We start from the raw sequence: 20542 nt of genomic DNA, 5'->3' as shown, positions 1-20542 counted from the left end.
CAAGGGTTTTCGCGGGCTCAGGCTCGTATTGACTTCTTCTTTCGGCCTGGTGCCGCGCGCACCCCAACTATGTTGACCTTTCAGCAAATCATCTTGAAACTGCAGTCCTACTGGGACGCGCAGGGCTGCGCGCTTCTGCAGCCTTACGACATGGAAGTTGGCGCCGGTACGTCGCACACTGCGACGTTTTTAAGAGCGCTGGGCCCCGAGCCCTGGAAAGCCGCCTATGTGCAGCCGAGCCGCCGACCCAAAGACGGCCGTTACGGCGAGAACCCGAACCGCCTGCAGCACTACTACCAGTACCAGGTGGTGCTCAAGCCGGCGCCGGCCAACATCCTGGAGCTTTACCTCGGTTCGCTCGAAGCGTTGGGCTTTGACCTGAAGAAGAACGACATTCGTTTTGTCGAGGACGATTGGGAGAACCCGACCCTCGGTGCCTGGGGCCTGGGCTGGGAGGTCTGGCTCAACGGCATGGAGGTCACGCAGTTCACCTACTTCCAGCAGGTCGGGGGCATCGACTGCAAACCCATCACCGGCGAGATCACCTACGGCCTGGAGCGCCTCGCGATGTACCTGCAGGGTGTGGACAACGTCTATAACCTGCAATGGACCGACAGCATGTCTTACGGCGACGTGTACCTGCAAAATGAGAAGGAACAGTCGGCCTACAACTTCGAGCACAGCGACGCGGACTTTTTGTTCACCGCCTTTGCCGCGCACGAAAAGCAGGCCAAACACCTGATCACCGTGCAGCTCGCCCTGCCGGCCTACGAGCAGGTGCTCAAGGCTGCGCACAGCTTCAACCTGCTGGATGCGCGCGGCGCGATCAGCGTGACCGAACGCGCCGCCTACATCGGCCGCATCCGCAATTTGGCGCGCGCCGTGGCACAAAGTTATTACGAAAGCCGCGAGCGCCTGGGCTTCCCCATGGCGCCACGCGAGTGGGTGGAACAGATGACGAAGAAGGCTGCCTGAACATGACGACGAAGAACCTTCTGGTTGAGCTGTTTGTGGAAGAGCTGCCACCCAAGGCGCTCAAAAAACTCGGCGAAGCTTTTGCCGGTGTGCTGTTTGACCAGCTCAAGGCCCAGGGCCTGACCGTGGCGGAGTCGGTGCTCAGCGTGTTTGCTTCGCCGCGCCGCCTCGCTGCGCATGTCACTTCTGTTTGCAAACAAGCGCCCGACAAACCGCTGGTGACCAAGCTCATGTCCAAGTCTGCCGCATTTGACGTGGATGGAACGCCAACGCAGGCGCTGCTCAAGAAAGCAGCAAGCAATCCGCGTTGTGTCGCCTTAGTCGCTCAGTGGCCAATTGTGGGAGATGGACCGGATCAACTGTATTTCGAAGGCGAAGGGAAAGCAGAGGCACTCTTCATGCGTAGCATTGCCAGTGGTTTTGATATCCGGGCTGGTTTGCAGCGAGCGCTTCTTCATGCGATTGAAAATTTACCGATCCCTAAGGTGATGACCTACCAGTTGGCCGATGGCTGGAGCGACGTGAAATTTGTCCGTCCCGCCCACGGGCTGGTTGCCTTGCATGGCAGTGAAGTCGTCAATGTCCAGGCGCTGGGCCTGACGGCCGGCAACAGCACCCACGGCCACCGTTTCGAGGCAGCGGTTGATCCCGTCATCCTCCAAGACGCCGACAGTTACGCCGCAACTTTGAGAAAAGACGGCGCAGTGATCGCCAGCTTTGCTGACCGCAAGGCAGAAATCGAAAAGCAACTGGCAGCCGCGGCTGCCAGGGTCGGCGGCGGTGTCAAGGCGATTGACGACGATGCCCTGCTCGACGAAGTCACTGGACTGGTCGAGCGCCCCAACGTGCTGGTCTGCGAGTTCGAGAAAGAGTTTCTGGGCGTGCCGCAGGAGTGCCTGATCCTCACGATGAAGGCCAACCAGAAGTACTTTCCGCTGCTGGAGGCTTCGGGCAAGCTCAGCAACAAGTTTCTGGTGGTCAGCAACATCAGCCCAGCGGACGCCAGCGCCGTTATTGGCGGCAACGAACGTGTGGTGCGACCGCGCCTGGCCGATGCCAAGTTCTTTTTCGACCAGGACCGCAAGAAAACGCTCGCGTCGCGTGTGGCGGGGCTCGACAAAGTGGTTTATCACAACAAGCTGGGCTCGCAGGGCGAACGCGTGGCGCGTGTGCGCGCGATTGCCAAAGCGATTGGCCAGCAGCTCGGTGGTGATGCCCTGGCACTGCAAGCCGACCAGGCGGCGCAGCTCGCCAAGACCGATCTGGTGACCGACATGGTCGGCGAATTTCCCGAGCTGCAGGGCACCATGGGACGTTACTACGCGCTCAACGACGGTCTGGCTGTCGATGTGGCCGATGCGATTGAAGACCACTACAAGCCGCGTTTTGCCGGCGACGAGTTGCCCCGCAATCAGGTCGGCGTGGTGGTGGCGCTCGCCGACAAGCTCGAAACCCTGGCCGGCATGTTCGGCATCGGCAATTTGCCGACTGGCGACAAGGACCCCTTCGCGTTGCGCCGCCATGCGCTGGGCGTTGTGCGCATGCTGATCGAGCGTGAGCTTCCGCTACAGTTTCACGAGCTCACCCGTCTGGCTTTTGGTGTCTTTTCTGGCGGCTTGCTGCAGGACAAGGCCGTCGAACTGGACGAGTTCCTGATCGAGCGCCTGAAAGGCTATCTGCGCGACGATGGTTATTCGGTGCCTGAGGTCGACGCGGCGATTTATGCGCAAAAGCTTGGCCTGTGGTCCACCCTTCCCCGACGCCTTGCCGCTGTGCGCGCTTTCGCGGCCCTGCCTGAAGCCCCAGCGCTGGCAGCCGCCAACAAACGCATCAGCAACATCCTCAAGAAGGTCGATGGCGTCGATGCCCATGTGAGCGAGCTGCTGTTGCAGGAGCCCGCCGAAAAAGCGCTGTATGCCGCGATGCAGCAGGTGGCGCCTCAGGCCAGTGCGCAGTTCGACGCCGGCGACTACGCGGCCTCGCTGCAAACCCTGGCTGCCTTGCGTGAGCCAGTGGACGCTTTTTTTGAAAGCGTGATGGTCAACGCCGAGCAGGCCGACCTGCGGCTGAACCGTCTTGGCCTGCTCAAAAGTCTGCACGAGGCCATGAACCGCGTGGCTGACTTGTCCAAACTCGCCAGCTAAGCGACACACCATGAAACTCGTGATCCTCGACCGGGACGGCACCATCAACGCCGACAGTGAAGACTTCGTCAAGACGCCGGACGAATGGATGCCGCTGCCCGGTGCGCTGGAGGCCATTGCGCGGCTCAACCATGCCGGCTGGCATGTGGTGATCGCCTCCAACCAGTCGGGGCTGGGCCGGGGCCTGTTCGACGTGGCTTCGCTCAACGCCATGCACGCCAAGATGCACAAGATGCTGGGTGCCGTGGGCGGGCGTGTGGACGCGGTGTTTTATTGCCCGCACAGCCCGGAAGAAAGCTGCACCTGCCGCAAACCGCTGCCCGGCCTGTTCGAGCAGATAGGCGCGCGTTTCGGCGTGCCGCTCAAGGGTGTGCCCACGGCCGGTGACTCGGTGCGTGACCTGCTTGCCGGCGCTGCAGCTGGCTGCGAGCCCCATCTTGTGCTGACCGGCAAGTCGGCGGCTTACAAGGACGGCGGACAACCCGAGGGCCTCCCGCAGGGCACGCAGCTGCATGCGGACCTGGCCGCGTTTGTCGAGTTCATCCTGAGCCGCAGCACCGCTGGACCGCTACAAAAATAATAGCTGTCAGCCCTTGTGATGCAAGGGCCGCAGCCCTCAAACACACACCACCTCACCGGGAACACCCATCATGCCCCTGATCCGATCCATCCTGCACCTGCTCTGGATGACCGTCACGGTGATTCCATGGGCGCTGGCCGTCCTGGTTTTCTCGCTGTTCGGCAGCAGCACCCAGATCTACTGGATGTGCGCGGGCTGGCTGCGTCTGGCCGTCAGCGGCGGCACAGTCATCCTGGGTATCAAGAACAGGGTGACCGGCATGGAAAACCTTCCCACTGCCGAAACCAGCGGTGCGGTGCTGCTGCTCAAGCACCAGAGCACCTGGGAGACCTTCTCCATGCCGACATTGATGCCGCACCCGCTGGCCTATGTGTTCAAGAAAGAGCTGCTCTACGTGCCGTTTTTCGGCTGGGCCATGGCCCGCATGGACATGATCCATATCGACCGCAGCCAGCGCGCGCAGGCCTTCAACAAGGTGGTCGAGCAGGGCCGCCGCCTGATGAGCCAGGGCGTCTGGGTCATCATGTTTCCCGAAGGAACCCGCATCGAGCGCGGGCAGCAGGGCGTTTATAAAACCGGCGGCACCCGGTTGGCGATTGAAACTGGCGCGCCGGTGATCCCAATTGCCGTGACCTCGGCCAAGTGCTGGCCGCGCAAGGCCTTCATCAAAAAGCCTGGCATTGTCGACATCTCCATCGGCAAGCCGATCAGCAGCGTCGGCCGCAAGCCTGAAGAGCTGATGCAGGAAGTGCAGGCCTGGATAGAAGCCGAAATGCGCCGGCTCGACCCCGAGGCTTACCAGGGACCCTCTGCCTGACTCCCGCCATGCGCGTTCGGATCCACAACGGGAGATTTGCTCGCCAACACCGTGCAGCGTGTGCTGAAGCACACGCAAGGGGTTTGGTGAGGAAAGCGCCCGTTTTGGTCCGAACCCCTTCGGGGGCGTGGTTTTGCGGGCTACGTACGGCCAAGGCCGTGCATACCCCATGGGCTCAAAGGGCTGCAACCGCGACCGCGGTTGCCAGCGCTTCGTTACAAAACCAGGCAAGGCAGAAAGCCTTGCCTTGGGTTTGGCGCCTCACGGCTCATCCCGCAAAAGGCCCGCCGCGCACGGCGCGAGTCAGGCAGAGGGTCCCTCGCCCCCACGCTTGTCGCTTCGCGCACTGCGCTGCGTTCGACGGCGCTAAACTGCCGTGATGCAAAGGCTTCTTCAGTTCACGCTTGACCTGTTTGGCACCGAGATACCGGCGCCGCTGCCCGGCAAGCCGCGCAAAGTCGGGAAAATCCAGCCAAATCGGACTCCAGCCCCTGCCACACCTGCCCAGGCAGCTCCTGAAAAGAGAGCGCCACTGCGCACAGAAGACCTGCTGCCGGCGCAGACGCTGCGGCAGGTGCTGGCTCCCGCCACCTACCGCCACCCGGCTGCCACGCGCGAAGCGCTGCTCGGCGACACGGTGGTGGCTTACCAGTTCCGGCGCGGCAAGCGCCGCACCATCGGTTTTACGGTGGGCGCCGACGGGCTGGTCGTCAGCGCGCCCAAGTGGGTGCCGCTGTATGAAATCGACAAGGCCGTCTTGGAGAAAACAGGCTGGATTGTCAGCAAGTTGCACGAGACCCGGGCCCGCCACGACCGGCTGGAGGCAGCGCGTATCGAGTGGCGCGACGGCGCGACCTTGCCTTTCCTGGGAGAGCCGGTGACTGTGTTGATCGATGCCCGGCACACCTTCGCAGGCATCGGTGGCGAACTCCGGGTCACAGACGCCGACGGTAGCCCGGCCGCGCCCGGGAAAAGCCTGCACATCGGTTTGGCGCACGATGCCACGGCCGAGCAGATTCGCGACTCGGTGCAGGCCTGGCTGATGCGCCAGGCCAAACGCGTCTTCACCGAGCGGTTGAACCACTTTGCGCCGCATCTGGGTGTGCAATGGCGAAAACTGAGCCTGAGCAGCGCCGGCACCCGCTGGGGCAGCGCCAGCGCCGATGGCGCGATACGCCTGAACTGGCGGTTGATTCACTTCAAGCCGTCGGTGATCGACTATGTGGTGGTCCACGAGCTGAGCCATCTGCGCGTCATGGACCACAGCCCGCGCTTTTGGGATACAGTGCGCACCGTGGTCCCTGACTACGCCGAGCTGCGCAGCCAGTTGAAAGACGAGGCTGTCCCAAGATGGTGAGCAGGTTTTGGGACCAAAAAGGCAGACGTGAGTAAAAAGGGAGTAGCCAAGGGTCCGGCTGGACAAGTTTGTGAATTTCTGTAATATGATAAATATGATGAAAATGACAACCTGCAAATAATAAGCGCATTGAAGGTCCTATGAATGACAACCCCATCCTCGTCGTTGAAGACAATCCGGACCACCTGGAACTCACGGTCCTCACGTTGCAAGAGCAGGGTGCAGACACGGCCATCGTCACCGCGCGTGATGGCGCCGAGGCACTTGACTACCTGTTTGGCCAGGGGGCGCATGCTGGGCGCGACACGCACAAACAGCCGGCCTTCATTCTGCTGGACATGAAGTTGCCCAAGCTGTCGGGTCTGGACGTTTTGCGCAGCGTGCGCGCCAATCCGCTGACAGCACTGGTGCCGGTGGTCATGCTGACCTCTTCCAGCGAGCAGTCCGACATCATTGCCTGTTACCAAAGCGGAGCCAACGGCTTCGTCCGCAAGCCCGTGGACTTTGGCGAGTTCACTGAAAAACTGAGCCGCCTGCAGGAGTACTGGCTCAGGGTCAATGAGTCCATCGCCACGGCGTGAGCTTTGACCCCGGCGGGGGGGACACGTTTTCTGGACCGGCATGCCCTGTCCGCTGCCCGCCAGTTGCTCAGTGCTGGCGCGGCCTGGCTGTAGCTGGCCTGCCTGTGCGCCGCCATCGCGGCGTGACTTACAGTCGGGGCAATCAACATTGCTGAAAGCACCATGAAGGCCAGGATCAGTTTGCGCGCGCGTATCGTCATGCTGGTGGTCGTGGCGATTGTTCCGCTGTTCGGGGTGTCCCTCGTCAAGGCCCTGCACAACGCCGACGCGGAGGTGGAACGGGCCAAAGACAACCTCCAGTTCGCCGCGTCGCTGGCGGCAGCCAGCCAGGTGCACGTTGCCGACTCCGCCCGCCAGGTACTCACCCTGCTTGCTTCGCTGCCGGGCATGCAGGAGGGCGGCACCTCCGACTGTGACCGCTATGTCGCAGGCCTGACCCGCAGCCTTCCCGAATATACCAACCTGGGCATCATCGGCCTGGACGGTTACACCCGCTGCCATGCCGTGGGCAGTGCGAAAAAGGTCTTTCTCGGAGACCGCCCCTATTTCCGGGACGCGCTCGCACAGCGACGGTTTGTGGTGGGTACCTACGCCCTCGGGCGCCTGGCTGGCAAGCCGGTCGTCACTTATGCCCAGCCGGTGATGGATGCGGGTGGCCGGGTGATCGGCGTGGCATTCGCCTCCTTCGATCTGGTCGAGATGGCCAAATTGATCGCCAGCATCCAGTTGCCCCCCGGTGCCGCACTGGGGATTCAGGATCGCGAAGGCGCCCTGCTCGCCGGAAAACCCAGGCTGTCTACCCAGGTCGGCGACCAGGTTCGCAGCCCGGTGCTGAAGGATGCCGTGAAAAACTGGAGCACCGGCGTACGCGAGGGCGTGGACGCCGCAGGGCAGAACCGGCTGTGGGCATTCATGCCCAGCAGTACCAACAAACACACAGCGGTTTTCGTTTCCGTGAGCATGGACCGCAACCTGGTTGTGGGTCCCAGCCGCACCCAACTCTGGCTGGAACTGAGTGCGCTCGCGCTGGTCGCTTTTTTGGGCGGATGGATCGCGTGGCTGATGGGCGGCGCCTTCATTGTTGCGCCGATGCGGCAGATTCTCGACGCCACGCACCAGCTGGAAGGCGGCCATCTCAATATGCGCATCCCGCTTGGTCATAACCGGCTCCAGGGGGAGTTCGCAAGGATTGCCGCCGGCTTCAACCTGATGGCCGACTCGCTTGAGCAGCGCGAGCGCGATGTCGAAAAAGAACTGGCGCGCAGCAGGCAGGCGTATGCCACCCTGGAGCTGACTGTCAACAGCATGCAGGAAGGCCTGATGGCGGTGGACGTCGCCGGACGGCTGCTGCTGATCAACGAGACCGCGTCCCGGCTGTTTGCTGTCGACGATATGTCGCTGGTCCTGTCGCCGCGCTGGCCGGAGCGCCAGGGGCTGTTTGTGCCCGGCACGCAGACGCTCTATGCTTTTGACCGGCTGCCCCTGCACCGGGCTTTGCAGGGCGAGAGCGGCGGGCCCGTGCATATCCTGGTGCGCAAGGAGAGCGAACCAGCAGGCCGCCTGATCAGTTGCAGCTACCGGCCCATGCGGGGCCAGGACGGCGTCGTCGGTGCATTGATGGTCTTCAGCGATATCACGCAGGTCGCGCAGTTGCAGATCGCGCAGACCCGCAGTTTCGAGCAACTGAGCGAAGTCCAGCGCAAACTGCTCAATGCACAGCGCCTCGGGCGCATTGGCAACTGGGAGCGGGATCTGGCGACCCGGAAAATGTGGTGGTCCGACGAGGTTTATGAATTGTTCGGTCTAGACCGGCAGACCTTTTTGGTCGAGCCGGATACGACCTCGACGCTGATGCACCCGGATGACCTGGCGGACTATCAGCGTCAGCTGGACGCGGCCACGCGGGACAACCTGCCGCTGGACGTTGAGTACCGCATCGTCACGCCGGCCGGGCAGACCCGCTGGATACACCAGCACGGCGAGTCGTTTCCGGACAGTTCGGGCGTCACCACCCTGCGTGCCGGCGTGGTGCAGGACATCACCATCAGAAAACTGGCGGAGCAGGCGGCGGCACGCACGACCGCAATGCTGCGGCGGACCGGGGAGATGGCAAAAATTGGCGGCTGGGAAATAGTGATTGATGGGATGCAGATGCTGTGGTCGGAGCAGGTCTACCTGATCCATGAGCTGGACGCCGGCGCCCCCATCAGCATTGCGATGGACCTGTCGTTTTATGCGCCCGAGGTGCAGCCTGTCCTAGAGGCCGCAGCGCGGGCCGCTGTAAAACACAGCACTGCCTGGGATCTGGAGCTGCCGATGGTGACAGCCAAAGGCCGGCACATCTGGGTGAGAACGCAGGGGCGGGCGCTGATGGAGGACGGCAAGGTCGCGCGCGTGGTGGGGGCACTGCAGGACATCACCGAGAAGCATGAGGCGCAGGAGCAACTGCGCTTGCTCGGGACCAGCATTTCCCGCTTGAATGACATCGTCATCATCACCGAGACCAGTCCTGCGGAGGAGCCCGGCCCGCGCATCGTGTTTGTCAACGACGCCTTTGAACGACGCACCGGTTACAGCCGCGAGGAAGTGCTAGGCAGGTCCCCGCGTTTCCTGCAGGGCCCGAACACGCAGCGTGCCGAGCTGGACCGCATAGGCGAGGCGTTGCGGCAAATGAAGCCGGTACGCGCCGAACTGATCAACTACAAAAAAAATGGCGAGGAGTTCTGGCTCGACCTGGATATGGTGCCCCTTGCCGATGGCAAGGGCGTGTTCACGCACTTCGTGGCGGTCGAGCGCGACATCACCCGGCGCAAGCAGTCCGAGCAGGCCCTGATGAACAGCGAGCAGCGATACGCCGCGCTGTTCGAGTCCGCCCCTGCGCCGATGTGGGTGGTGGATGCGCAGAGTCAGCAGTTCCTCGCGGTCAATGAGGCCTGCGTCAAGCGTTATGGCTACAGCCGCGAAGAATTTCTGGGCATGACTATCTTTGATATCCGCTCCGACCTCGAAGCCCGGCGGCTGAGAATGGAAATAGCCAGCGGCCTTCGCGTCGACGTCAACCGTCGCCTGCACCGGGACAAGGATGGCAGCGAGTTCCATGTCGAAACGGTGTCGCGCCTGGTTCACTACGAGGGGCGGCCAGCGCGTTTTGTGGTGGCCCTGGACATGACCGCCCAGGTCAAGGCCGAGAACGATGCACAGGCCTACCTGTTTACCCTTCAGCGTGCGGCCGACGCGACCCAGGCCATCACCGGCCACCAGACGCTGGAAGCGACCATGCAGGAAACGGTGGATCAGGCCAGGGCGGTGGTGGGTGCGCATCAGGCCATCGTCAGCCTGGCGGGCGAAGGCGAGCTGTCCAGGGCCATCCATGCCGTGTCGCATTCCGACAAATATGCCCACAGCCGGGATTTCGTCAGGCTCTCCCATGGCTGCGGCCTTTCTTCACGCGTCTGCGATTCCAACAGTCCGATGCGCCTGACGCAGGAAGAGCTCGAGGCGTTGCCGCTCTGGCGCGAGACCGGCGAACCCGTGCGTCAGGTGGGCGGGTCGCCGCCTATGCGGGGCTGGCTGGCGGTACCGCTGACAGGGCGCGACGGGCGCAATATCGGGCTGCTGCAGATGACCGATAAATACGAGGGCGAGTTCACCCTGCAAGACCAGTATGTCAGCATTGAGCTGGCCCAGCTGGCTTCGATTGCCATCGAAAATGCCACGCTTTTCGAAACAGTTCAACAACTCAACCTGAACCTGGAGGAAAAAGTGGCCGAGCGCACCGCTGCGCTGGAGCGCCAACAGGCCTTGTTCCGGGCGCTGGCTGAGCAGGCTCCGCAGGTCATCTGGAACGTGGACACCGACGGCCGCGTGACTTACCTGAACCGCAAGTGGTATGAGCTGATGGGCGGCACGCCCGCTGACTGGATGGGTCACAAATGGCTGGCGGTGGTTCATCCAGATGATCTGCCCGACATGAGCGCCAACTGGCAGACAGCGCGCGCTACCCAGACACCCTATGTGGGCCTGCGCCGAGTGTTGGCCAAGGACGGCAGTTACCACACCATGTCCTACCGGGCCACCCCCGTGCGGGGCGACAACGGCAGCGTGATGTTCTGGGTTGGCATCGACGCAGACGTGAGCGAGATCAAGGCCATCGAGAGCGCCTTGCGCCTGTCCAACCAGGAACTCGAGGCTTTTTCCTATTCGGTGTCGCACGACTTGCGTTCACCGCTGAACACGGTGGACGGTTTCAGCCGTTTGTTGGCGAAGCAGCTTGATGCCAGCCAAAGCAACGAGAAGGTGCGGCACTACCTGTCCCGCATCCAGGCCGGCGTGGCGCAGATGGGGCGCCTGATCGAAGACATGTTGTCACTGGCGCAGGTCTCGCGCATGCAATTGCGCGAGGAAACGGTGGACCTGAGTGCGCTCGCACACGAAATCGCCGGTGAATGCCGCGGCCGTGACCCGGAGCGCGTGGCAGACATCAGTATCGAAAACGACTTGCAGGCGCGCGGCGACGGGCGATTGCTGCGCGTCGTTCTGGAAAACCTGGTGGGTAATGCCTGGAAATTCACCTCCCGACGCGCGCATGCCGTGATCAGCGTGGGCCGCAAGGCAGATGCCAGCGGTGTGCCAGCCTTTTTTGTCCAGGATAATGGCGCTGGGTTTGATATGGCGTATGCCGACAAACTTTTCCTTACCTTTCAGAGGTTGCATGCCGTGAGTGAGTTTCCCGGCACAGGCGTGGGACTGGCCACAGTCAGCCGGGTGATCGGTCGCCATCGCGGCCAGGTGTGGGCCGAGTCCGAGCCCGGCAAGGGTGCCACTTTCTTTTTCACCTTGCCGGGTGCCGTTGCGCTGCGCCAGGACTAAAAAAGTACCTGTCTTTCCAGCAGAGAAAAACTGACAAAAATCAATTTGATTGATTTATTCCAATAAATCTATTAAATTCAAGTTAATTTCTTATTCAGGTTATTCCTATGCCTCGCGACTCCCAGACCTTTGAGAGTGCCTTCACCACGAACGACTTTTCAAGCGACGACTACTGCGGTACGACCTATGCCGCGAAGCTGTTGGGCCTGTCGGTGGCCACCGTGCAGTCGCTGGTTGAAAAGGGTGAAATTGAGGCTTGGAAAACGCTGGGTGGCCATCGCCGGCTGTCACTGCGGGCCATCAATGCTTACCTGCAGAAAAACAGCCCGCAGCTGGCGCAGGCCGATCCCGACCCGCGCAGCCGCCTGAGCGTGCTGGTGGTGGAGGACGACGAAGACGCCCGCGAGCTCTACAGGGCGCAGTTCGAGGAATGGGACATGGCGGTGGACTGCAGCTTCATGCCGTCCGCGCTGGAAGCCCTGATGGACATCGCCAGTATGCGGCCAGACCTGTTGATCACTGATCTGAACATGCCGGGGGTTGACGGCATGGAGATGCTGCGCGCCCTGAAGCGCAACCAGCAACTGCTGGCCATGCAGATCCTGGTGATCAGCGGCCTGCCCAAGGAGGCCGTGGCAGAAAGGGGTGGGTTGCCGCCCAATTCGCATTACCTTGAAAAACCTATCAACTTTGATTGGCTCCACGGGTATGTGACTGCCCTGCTGGTGGCCAACCGCAAATGGCGGTGATGCGCCGGTAGGCAGCGCACGCGCTTGAAAGAGAGCGGACAACTTGCAGGCTCCACTGGCTATTTTCCGGGCATGGCTCCGGTCCATGGCCTGGCCGGGCCGCAAGCGCGGGGCCTGGGACGCCAGCCCGGACGATGGCTCGGCGCCCAGCCTCGATGCCATTCAGGCGGGCCTGGAGCTGGCGACGCAAGGCATCCTCCTGCTGGACGGCAGTGCGACCATTGTGGCCGCCAACAGCCTCGCCCGGACGCTCATTCAGTCGCCGACGACAAGCTTGGCGGGCCTGGGTTTCTGGGAGACGGTCCCCGAGCCAGTGGCCGAAAATCACCGTAGCGCTTCCGATCAGGCCCTGCGGGACGGCTCCACCCATGCTTTTGTCATACACCACGCGTTTGAGGACCAGTGGATCGAGTACAGCCTGAAACGGCACGCCTGCGGGGTGGTGGTCAACATGAGGGATGTCACCGAAGCCCGCCAGGCTTTGCTGCTGCTGCAGAACAGCGAGTTTTGCAACCAGAGCCTTTTTGACGGCAACCCCCAGGCCATGTGGCTGTTCGATGGCGACTCCCGGCGGATTCTGGCGACCAACAAGGCCGCCGCCGCGTTTTACGGCATGGCGCAGCACGCCCCGGCGGAACCGACCCTTGAGACGTTTTTTCCGGACGGCGAGGGTGCGAGCTGGCTGGCTTCGCTGCCGACAGGGGGTTTTCAGCAGCAGATGCGGCTGTGCATGCAGAGAAAAATGAATGGCGAGCGCGTGCTGGTGGAACTCGCCTGCAGCACCGTGCAGTGGTTCGAGCGGCCCGCCATGCTGGTCGGCGTGGTGGATGTGGGCGCGCGGCACTTTGCGGACGTACAGTTGCAGCGACTCAATGCCTCGCTGGAGCAGCGCATCGGGCAATGCAGCACCGAACTGCAGCGCGGCCGCCATGAACTCCACACCTTCACCCAGGCACTGTCGGATGACCTGAAAGTCCCTTTGCATGCTGTCAATGGCTTTGCCACCACGCTGGCCGAGCGTTATTCGGCCATCCTGGATGAGCCGGGCCGTCACTACCTGGCGCGCATCCGCGCCAGCACCCGCCAGCTGGCCAAGCTGATTGACGACTTGCGCATGCTGGCCCATGTGCCGGGCGCGCCCATGGCCGCCGGGCCGGTGGACCTCGCGCCCGTGTGCCGCCGGCTGATCGACGACTGGCGCAGGCGCGAACCGGAGCGGCGGCTGGTGCTTGAGGTTGCGCCGACGTTGCCGGTGTACGGCGATAAAAATCTGTTGGTCACCGCGATGGACTGCCTGATGGACAACGCCTGGAAGTTCACCGCCAAAAAAGAGCAGGGCTGGATCAGGGTCGCCCTGGCGCCAGGAGGCTCTCCAGACCGCAGCGTGCTGGTGGTTGCGGACAACGGGGTCGGTTTTGATGCCGCTTATGTAGACAAACTGTTCACCGCTTTTCAGCGCCTGCATTCGTCCGCAGATTTTCCGGGAGGCGGTTTGGGGTTGGCCATCGTCAAGCGCGTGGCCGAGCGTCATGGCGGTGCCGTCTGGGCCACCGCCGTAGACGCCGGTGCCAGTTTTTTCCTGTCTCTGCCGAAAGGGATCGGGGACACGCCCCTAGCGCAGGATTGAGCGGGCCGATTCCGCCGCCAACAGGCCGACAAGCCCAGCGGGCTCCGGACTCCCCATCCGTGTGGCCGCTGCAGTATCCGGTTTGTTGAATTGGTAAGCAGAAGGACGATTCCTGGCTTTTTCCAGGAATCAGGCAGCTGTTTCCTGTTTATAGTTCGCAATGGAGTTTCCGCTGTCTGCCTTGCTGTGCAGAGACGGGAGACCTTGTTCTTACACTTGGCCGTAAAGCTTGATTTACGAAAACAGATATCTCTTCAGATCGCCGTTGCTTGACCTTAAACAGCAGGTCACGGGTTACCGGCTTGCGTGGCAAAAAAACGCAGAAGATACCTTGTCTGCTGAAGCCGACGCGTGCGATCTGCTGGCCTTCGTCGCCGAGGGTGTTCGCGACATGAAGACGGGCTTGCTGTTTATGGACGCGACCCCGGCAGAACTGTCTGCCGAACTGTTGCAAACCCTGTTGCCCGCGACGACGGTATTGATCCTGAACAGTGAGGACATGGCTGATGCCGGGCAGGTGGTTCTGGCGGCGACACTGCGCGAGCAGGGGTTTGGTTTGGCGTTACGCAACGTGGACCTTGCTTTTCTGAAGGCCAACGACCTTTTGCTGTCCCACGCAAGCTATGTTCTGGCCTGCTTTGACCACCCGGAATTCAAGGAGATATGCAGCTACGCCAAGCAAAGACCGAAGCTGTTGCGCGTGGTAGGGGAGGACATCCCGGGTTGGCAGGAGCTCGAAGATTGTGCGGCCCTGGGCGCGTGCGGCTTTTTCGGAAATCTCTGTGTGGCGCCTCGCCAGATCAGCCATCCGGCCAAATTGGCGCCGCAAGCGCAGCAGATTCTGCAGCTCATGCAGATGGTGCAGGGGAACGCGGACATACGTAATGTCGAAAAGGTTCTCAAGAGTGACCTCACACTGTCCTACAAGCTGCTGCGCTACATAAACTCGGCGGGGTTCGGTCTGGAGGTCGAGATTGAGTCCCCACGTCATGCGGTGGCCATGCTGGGGTATGCGCCCCTGTTTCGCTGGTTGTTGCTGTTGCTGGCCAGAACCAATACCACAGGATTTTCACCGGCGCTGATGCAGGCAGCGATGGTGCGCGGGCGATTTGCCGAGCTGCTTGGGCAAGACTTTCTTTCCCGCAGGGAAGCGGAAAACCTGTTTGTAGTGGGTATGTTTTCCTTTCTGGATCGTTTGTTGGGAATCCCGGTCAGGGAGGTATTGGGTCAGTTGGTGTTGCCGGATGCCGTCGCGCAGGCGCTGGAGTCGCGTCAAGGTTTGTACGGCCCTGTTCTGGCACTGGCGGAGGCCAGCGAACGCGAGGACGGCGGCGCGGCAATACTTGCGCAAGCCCTGTCCATGAAGAACACGCATGTCAACCAGGCGCACCTTTCAGCGGTTGCCTGGGCGCAAGGCATCAAACTTTGAGGCACGCGTGCTGCGCGCCGATGAGTCACGGATGATGGAGACATCTGGGGGCTGCATTCAAAAAAGAGACGGGCAGTCCCCGCTTTTTTTCACCAATCGCCATGGTGGCTACTGTTTAAGGTGCATGTTGGACGACCGTTGCCTGTTGCCAGCGCTGCTGGTGCGGGCAAGGCGCAGATGTGCTGTTTCCACAACATGGCTTTGACCGCTGATGCCTGATGACAATTACTTGGTGAGATCACCGCTGCTCGATCCCGAACAACGGATTTTGGGTTACAAGCTGGCGTGGCAGAAAAAAGAGGACCTCACGGGCGCTGCCGGGCTGGCCAAACTGGTGTCTGGCGGCGCCTTGCCGGGCACCGTGTTTCTGCAAGGCAATCCATTGGTCTTGCCCGCAAGTGCGCGACAGGCGATGGCAGGACAGAACACGGTATGGGTGCTCGAGCATGAGGCGCTGTCTGAGGCCGATTATCCTGCGCTGGCTGCATTGCGCGAAGAAGGCTTCGGTTTGGCCTTGCGCGGGGTGGATCCGGCTTTTGTGCAGGCCAACGAAGCTCTGCTTCGCCTGATGACGCACCTCGAGGTTCATGGGGACGTATTGAGGCTGACCGAGGTATCCCACCATGTCACACAGCACCACCCTGCTGTTTCTGTGCTGGCCGGGCAATCTGCCCACTGGGCGGACTTTGAAGCATGTGCTGCACGGGGCATCCCCGTGTTTTTTGAGGCGCTCTGCAGGTCGCCGCGGACGATGAGCGCTTCAGGTGCACTGAATTCTCAAGCGACGCTGATTCTGCAAATGATGCAATTGGTTCAGGAAAACGCCGATGTGCCGCAGCTTGAAAAGCTGCTCAAGAGCGACGCTGTCCTTTCCTACAAATTGTTCCGGTACATCAATTCGGCAAGTTTCGGCATTAAAGTCGAAATCCAGTCACTTCGACATGCGGTGGCGATGGTGGGCTACAGCCCCCTGTTTCGCTGGCTTTCACTCCGGCTGGCGATGGCCAGCACGGTGAGTTTTTCCCCAGCCTTGGTGCAGGCCGCGATGGTTCGCGGTCGGTTGTTGGAGCTGCTCGGGCAGGGTTTGCTTTCCAGGAAAGAGTCGGACGATTTATTTGTTGTCGGCATGTTTTCGTTGCTCGGACCGATGCTGGGTGTTCCTGTTTCGAAGGTGCTCAACCAGATAGCGCTACCGGATGCGATCGTGCAAGCACTGCTGGGGCGTGAAGGCAAGTACGGGCCTTTCATGCTGCTAGCGGAGGCGTGCGAGCATGAGGACGGGTGTGCAGCGGATCTGGCGGACGCCCTTTTTCTCACCGCAGTGCGCGTCAACAATGCGCACCTGTCCGCGTTGGCTTGGGCGCAAAGCACCAAATTCTAAAAGTCTTTCGCAAGGGGTCACGCGCAGACCGCCGGTGGCGTCCATACACAACGCCAATGCGGGCATAAGGAAAAGAAGAGGCTTTTTTGCGTGTTTTTCGGTGCATCGCGACCGGCCCGCGCTGTGTACATTGAAGTGCGTGAAAGATCTGGTGCGTGGCGCGCTGAGCAGGCCACGGCCGTGAAAGGTCTTTACGTGCGCGGATCACCTGGGAATCGGGAGGACTTCAGGGCGCGCCGGTGGCGCCGCCTGCAGGCTGGATACAAACACTCATGAACAACACACCCTACATTGCCTCGACGTCCTTGGCCGGGCCAGATTTCCTTCTTACCGACCATGATTTTTCCAGAATCCGGACCTTGATTCATCAACGTGCGGGCATTGCGCTGGGGGCCCAGAAGCGCCAGATGGTTTACAGCCGCCTGGCGCGGCGCCTGCGCGAATTGCAGATGAGGGAGTTTTCAGCCTACCTCGGCTTTCTGGAGGCCGACCCCGGCTCTGACGAGTGGGAGTTGTTTACCAATGCGCTGACCACCAACTTGACCTCCTTTTTTCGCGAGGCGCATCATTTCCCGGTGTTGGCCGAACACGTGCGCAGTTGCGCGCAGCCGGTCAGCGTCTGGTGCTCGGCGGCCTCCACGGGGGAGGAGCCCTACTCGATAGCCATGACGCTGGTCGAGGCGCTGGGCAGCCGGGCGGGCTCGGCCAGTGTGGTGGCCACTGATATCGATACACAGGTGCTGGCCAAGGCGACTGCTGGCGTATTCACGTTGGAGCAGGTCAGCAAGCTTTCCCCCGCGAGGCTCAAGCGCTTCTTTCTCAAGGGCTCGGGCGCGCACGCCGGCAAGGTCCGGGTACGGCCGGAGCTGGCCGCGATGGTGAAGTTTTCGCAGCTCAACCTGCTGGCTCCCCGCTGGGCTTTGAAGGAGCCCTTCGACGCCATCTTCTGCCGCAACGTCATGATTTATTTTGACAAGCCGACCCAGCATCAGATACTGCAGCGCTTCGTGCCGCTGATGAAGCCGCATGGCTTGCTGTTTGCCGGCCACTCGGAAAACTTTTCATTTGCAAGCCAGACGCTGCGCTTGCGTGGACAGACAGTCTATGAGCTGGTGGCCGCAACGACCAAAGGACCGGCCTGATGTCAGCTGACATGGAGTCTGTCGCCAGCCATCACTACTTTGATCGGGAGTTCGGGGTCGAGGCGGTCAAGCTGTTGCCTGGCGAGTACTACGTGACCTCCAGAGACATGGTCCTGACGACGGTGCTCGGCTCCTGCGTGTCTGCCTGCGTGCGAGACACCACGGCGGGGATAGGCGGCATGAACCACTTCATGCTGCCCAACGATGCGGACCCGGTCACCCGGGATTCGGCTGCGGCCATGCGCTATGGTGCCTACGCCATGGAGGTGCTGCTCAATGAACTGATCAAGGCCGGCGCGCGCCGGGAACGCCTGGAAGCCAAGGTCTTTGGTGGCGGAGCCGTGCTGGCCAACATGACCATGCTCAATATCGGCGAGCGCAATGCTGATTTCGTGCTGCGTTATCTCCAGCTGGAGCAGGTGCGCATCGCGGCGCAGGATCTTCGGGGGGACCTGCCCCGTCGCATCAATTATTTTCCCGGAAGCGGCCGGGTCACCGTGCGAAAGCTGGTCAAACAGAACGATGTGCTGCTGGTGCAGAAAGACGAGCTGGCGCTGGCCGGAACCCTGGCCAGGAAACGGGAGGGCGCAAGGGTGGAACTCTTCAATACGGATATCCTGCGCCGGGATACCCGCAACACGTGGGCCTTATGAGTATCAAAAAAATCCGCGTTCTGTGCGTCGATGACTCGGCGTTGATACGCAGCCTGATGACGGAGATCATCAACAGCCAGCCGGACATGACGGTGGTGGCGACGGCTTCCGATCCGCTGGTTGCGCGTGACCTGGTCAAGCAGCACAACCCGGACGTGATGACACTGGATGTCGAAATGCCGCGCATGGACGGGCTGGAGTTCCTGGAAAAGCTGATGCGCCTGCGGCCCATGCCGGTCGTGATGGTCTCTTCGCTGACGGAGCGTGGCTCGGAGGCGGCCCTGCGCGCCCTGGAGCTGGGTGCGATCGACTTTGTCACCAAGCCGCGACTGGACATACGCGACGGCCTGTTGGCCTACACCGACCTGATTGCCGGCAAAATCCGCGTGGCTGCAGCGGCCCGGATACTGCCCAAACGAACCCCGCCCGTGACAGGACCGATTGCGCCGGAAGCGCCGCTGTTGCGCAGCCCCCTGCTGAGCACTGAAAAACTCATCATCATCGGCGCCTCCACAGGGGGAACGGAAGCGATCCGGGAGCTGTTGCAACCCTTGCCGCCTGACAGCCCAGGCATCATGATCGCCCAGCACATGCCGGCCGGCTTTACCCATTCGTTTGCGCAGCGCCTTCATGGCCTGTGCCGCATTGCCGTTTCGGAAGCGGTACATGGCGAAAGGATTTTGCCCGGTCACGCCTACATTGCGCCCGGCGGATTCCATTTGTCGCTGACGCGCAGCGGCGCCAACTATGTGGCAGTGGTGGATCAGGCGGCACCGGTCAATCGGCACCGCCCGTCCATTGATGTGCTGTTCGATTCGGCGGCCCAGCATGCGGGAAAAAACGCCATCGGTGTAATCCTGACCGGCATGGGACGCGACGGCGCGGAAGGCTTGCTGCGCATGCGCCAGGCGGGCGCTTACACGCTGGCCCAGGACGAGGCCAGTTGCGTTGTGTTCGGCATGCCGCGTGAAGCGATCGCCATCGGCGCGGCCTGCGAAGTGGTCGCCATGCAAGACATGAGCCAGCGTGTGGTGGCTCACCTGAGGTCGTTTGGCGAGCGGGCCAATCGTGTGTAAGGCGAAGAAGAAATTTGTTGCGGTCGGCAAGCCGTCGGCTTGGAGTTTGTGTGTTTAGTCAATTCTGGAGTTTTACGTGGTAGATAAAAACATCAAGATTCTGGTTGTGGATGATTTCCCGACCATGCGCAGGATTGTGCGCAACCTGCTCAAGGAGCTGGAATTCGTCAACGTTGACGAGGCCGAGGACGGCGCTGCCGGGCTGGAGAAGGTCAGAAGCGGCAACTACGGCTTTGTCGTCTCCGACTGGAACATGCCGAACATGGATGGCCTGGCCATGCTGCAGGCGATCCGTGCCGATCCGCGGCTGGCCAAGCTGCCGGTCCTGATGGTGACGGCGGAGGCAAAAAAGGAAAACATCATTGCCGCAGCTCAAGCCGGTGCCAACGGCTATGTTGTCAAGCCCTTCACAGCCGTGACGCTGGAAGAGAAGATCACCAAAATTTTCGAAAAAATCGCGAAAGAAGGTGCGTGACATGGCTACGGTAGCACCGTCAAATCCGGTCGCTGGCGATTCAGCGGAGCAACTGCTCAATCGCATCGGCCACCTGACGCGCCAGATGCGTGAAGGCATGCGCGAGCTGGGCCTGGACAAGGGCATTGCGCGAGCCGCAGAAGCCATTCCGGATGCGCGTGATCGCCTGGGTTATGTGGCCCAGATGACCGAACGCGCGGCCGACAGGGCCCTCAACGCGGTTGATCTCGCCCAGCCCATCCAGGTCAAGCTGTCGCGCCAGGCACAGGCCCTGACGCAGCGCTGGGATGTCTGGTTTGCCAGCCCGCTGGAGCTCGACGATGCCCGCGACCTGGTGGTGGACACCCGCAGCTACCTGGCTGAGGTTCCGCAACAGGCAGCGGCCACCAACACCCAGCTGATCGAGATCATGATGGCCCAGGACTTCCAGGACCTGACAGGCCAGGTCATCAAGAAGATGTTGGACGTTGTCAAGGACATGGAAACGCAGCTGCTGCAGCTCCTGATCGACAACGCGCCGCCGGAGAAGCGCGCGGAGGCATCCCCCGGACTGCTCAACGGGCCTCAAACCCGGGGCGCACATGCGGATGCCGTTGACAACCAGAGCCAGGTCGACGACCTTCTGGCCAGCCTGGGCTTTTAGGGCGCCTGTCAGACCTGGGAACCGTCGGTTGCAAATTGCTTTCG

At 61.6% G+C, this 20542-nt stretch carries 16 protein-coding genes; all 16 read left to right on the top strand.

Annotation, left to right across the window (positions count from 1 at the left end):
• The first annotated feature begins 69 nt into the window (after positions 1-69).
• The 16 genes from glyQ (at position 70) to cheZ (ending at position 20498) form a co-directional block, all read left to right on the top strand.
• Positions 70-975: a glycine--tRNA ligase subunit alpha gene (gene glyQ, locus ACESMT_RS09475; RefSeq protein ID WP_372826326.1), complete on the top strand. Its 906-nt coding sequence runs from the start codon at positions 70-72 to the stop codon at positions 973-975.
• A 2-nt stretch (positions 976-977) separates the two neighbouring features.
• On the top strand, positions 978-3119 hold the full coding sequence (glyS, locus tag ACESMT_RS09470) for a glycine--tRNA ligase subunit beta (RefSeq protein WP_372826325.1): 2142 nt from the start codon (positions 978-980) through the stop codon (positions 3117-3119).
• A gap of 10 nt (positions 3120-3129) precedes the next feature.
• Entirely contained in the window at positions 3130-3699 is a 570-nt protein-coding gene (gmhB, locus tag ACESMT_RS09465) for a D-glycero-beta-D-manno-heptose 1,7-bisphosphate 7-phosphatase (protein WP_372826324.1), read from the top strand.
• A gap of 70 nt (positions 3700-3769) precedes the next feature.
• Positions 3770-4516, top strand: a complete 747-nt coding sequence (locus tag ACESMT_RS09460) for a lysophospholipid acyltransferase family protein (RefSeq protein WP_372826323.1) — start codon at positions 3770-3772, stop codon at positions 4514-4516.
• Positions 4517-4895: 379 nt separating this feature from the next.
• Positions 4896-5873, top strand: coding sequence for a M48 family metallopeptidase (locus ACESMT_RS09455; protein WP_372826322.1), 978 nt, complete (start codon positions 4896-4898; stop codon positions 5871-5873).
• Between the two features lie 140 nt (positions 5874-6013).
• Positions 6014-6454: a response regulator gene (locus ACESMT_RS09450; protein WP_372826321.1), complete on the top strand. Its 441-nt coding sequence runs from the start codon at positions 6014-6016 to the stop codon at positions 6452-6454.
• A 162-nt stretch (positions 6455-6616) separates the two neighbouring features.
• Positions 6617-11323 carry a PAS domain S-box protein gene (locus tag ACESMT_RS09445; RefSeq protein WP_372826320.1) on the top strand — a complete coding sequence of 1569 codons (4707 nt, stop codon included), beginning with the start codon at positions 6617-6619 and terminating at the stop codon, positions 11321-11323.
• Positions 11324-11430: 107 nt separating this feature from the next.
• Complete coding sequence (locus ACESMT_RS09440; RefSeq protein ID WP_372826319.1) at positions 11431-12072, top strand: response regulator; 642 nt, start codon at positions 11431-11433, stop codon at positions 12070-12072.
• Between the two features lie 43 nt (positions 12073-12115).
• Complete coding sequence (locus tag ACESMT_RS09435; RefSeq protein ID WP_372826318.1) at positions 12116-13699, top strand: ATP-binding protein; 1584 nt, start codon at positions 12116-12118, stop codon at positions 13697-13699.
• Between the two features lie 229 nt (positions 13700-13928).
• The gene (locus ACESMT_RS09430; protein ID WP_372826317.1) at positions 13929-15128 is read left to right on the top strand and encodes an EAL and HDOD domain-containing protein; all 1200 of its coding nucleotides are present in this window, start codon (positions 13929-13931) and stop codon (positions 15126-15128) included.
• Positions 15129-15339: 211 nt separating this feature from the next.
• A complete protein-coding gene (locus ACESMT_RS09425) occupies positions 15340-16509 on the top strand; it encodes an EAL and HDOD domain-containing protein (RefSeq protein WP_372826316.1) in 1170 nt (389 codons plus the stop codon).
• Positions 16510-16781: 272 nt separating this feature from the next.
• Positions 16782-17651: a CheR family methyltransferase gene (locus tag ACESMT_RS09420; RefSeq protein WP_372826315.1), complete on the top strand. Its 870-nt coding sequence runs from the start codon at positions 16782-16784 to the stop codon at positions 17649-17651.
• Positions 17651-18304 carry a chemoreceptor glutamine deamidase CheD gene (gene cheD / locus ACESMT_RS09415; RefSeq protein ID WP_372826314.1) on the top strand — a complete coding sequence of 218 codons (654 nt, stop codon included), beginning with the start codon at positions 17651-17653 and terminating at the stop codon, positions 18302-18304. Before ACESMT_RS09420 ends, cheD begins: the two co-directional genes overlap by 1 nt.
• The gene (locus ACESMT_RS09410) at positions 18301-19380 is read left to right on the top strand and encodes a chemotaxis response regulator protein-glutamate methylesterase (RefSeq protein ID WP_372826313.1); all 1080 of its coding nucleotides are present in this window, start codon (positions 18301-18303) and stop codon (positions 19378-19380) included. Before cheD ends, ACESMT_RS09410 begins: the two co-directional genes overlap by 4 nt.
• Positions 19381-19456: 76 nt before the next feature.
• Positions 19457-19855 (top strand): chemotaxis response regulator CheY, encoded by a 399-nt coding sequence (cheY, locus tag ACESMT_RS09405; RefSeq protein ID WP_372826312.1) that lies wholly within the window; start codon positions 19457-19459, stop codon positions 19853-19855.
• Position 19856: 1 nt separating this feature from the next.
• A complete protein-coding gene (gene cheZ / locus ACESMT_RS09400) occupies positions 19857-20498 on the top strand; it encodes a protein phosphatase CheZ (RefSeq protein ID WP_372826311.1) in 642 nt (213 codons plus the stop codon).
• Positions 20499-20542 lie beyond the last annotated feature (44 nt).

It is taken from the genome of Polaromonas sp. (assembly GCF_041689105.1).
Taxonomy (GTDB): Bacteria; Pseudomonadota; Gammaproteobacteria; order Burkholderiales; family Burkholderiaceae_C; genus Polaromonas.
The sequence above is the reverse complement of the archived record's forward strand: the minus strand, read 5'-3'. Positions and strand labels throughout refer to the sequence as shown.

What these genes read in the sequence shown, in the direction of transcription:
- glyQ (WP_372826326.1), top strand. Translation starts at nt 70, where the DNA reads ATGTTGACCTTTCAGCAAATCATCTTGAAACTGCAGTCCTACTGGGAC.
- glyS (WP_372826325.1), top strand. Translation starts at nt 978, where the DNA reads ATGACGACGAAGAACCTTCTGGTTGAGCTGTTTGTGGAAGAGCTGCCA.
- gmhB (WP_372826324.1), top strand. Translation starts at nt 3,130, where the DNA reads ATGAAACTCGTGATCCTCGACCGGGACGGCACCATCAACGCCGACAGT.
- ACESMT_RS09460 (WP_372826323.1), top strand. Translation starts at nt 3,770, where the DNA reads ATGCCCCTGATCCGATCCATCCTGCACCTGCTCTGGATGACCGTCACG.
- ACESMT_RS09455 (WP_372826322.1), top strand. Translation starts at nt 4,896, where the DNA reads ATGCAAAGGCTTCTTCAGTTCACGCTTGACCTGTTTGGCACCGAGATA.
- ACESMT_RS09450 (WP_372826321.1), top strand. Translation starts at nt 6,014, where the DNA reads ATGAATGACAACCCCATCCTCGTCGTTGAAGACAATCCGGACCACCTG.
- ACESMT_RS09445 (WP_372826320.1), top strand. Translation starts at nt 6,617, where the DNA reads ATGAAGGCCAGGATCAGTTTGCGCGCGCGTATCGTCATGCTGGTGGTC.
- ACESMT_RS09440 (WP_372826319.1), top strand. Translation starts at nt 11,431, where the DNA reads ATGCCTCGCGACTCCCAGACCTTTGAGAGTGCCTTCACCACGAACGAC.
- ACESMT_RS09425 (WP_372826316.1), top strand. Translation starts at nt 15,340, where the DNA reads ATGCCTGATGACAATTACTTGGTGAGATCACCGCTGCTCGATCCCGAA.
- ACESMT_RS09420 (WP_372826315.1), top strand. Translation starts at nt 16,782, where the DNA reads ATGAACAACACACCCTACATTGCCTCGACGTCCTTGGCCGGGCCAGAT.
- cheD (WP_372826314.1), top strand. Translation starts at nt 17,651, where the DNA reads ATGTCAGCTGACATGGAGTCTGTCGCCAGCCATCACTACTTTGATCGG.
- ACESMT_RS09410 (WP_372826313.1), top strand. Translation starts at nt 18,301, where the DNA reads ATGAGTATCAAAAAAATCCGCGTTCTGTGCGTCGATGACTCGGCGTTG.
- cheZ (WP_372826311.1), top strand. Translation starts at nt 19,857, where the DNA reads ATGGCTACGGTAGCACCGTCAAATCCGGTCGCTGGCGATTCAGCGGAG.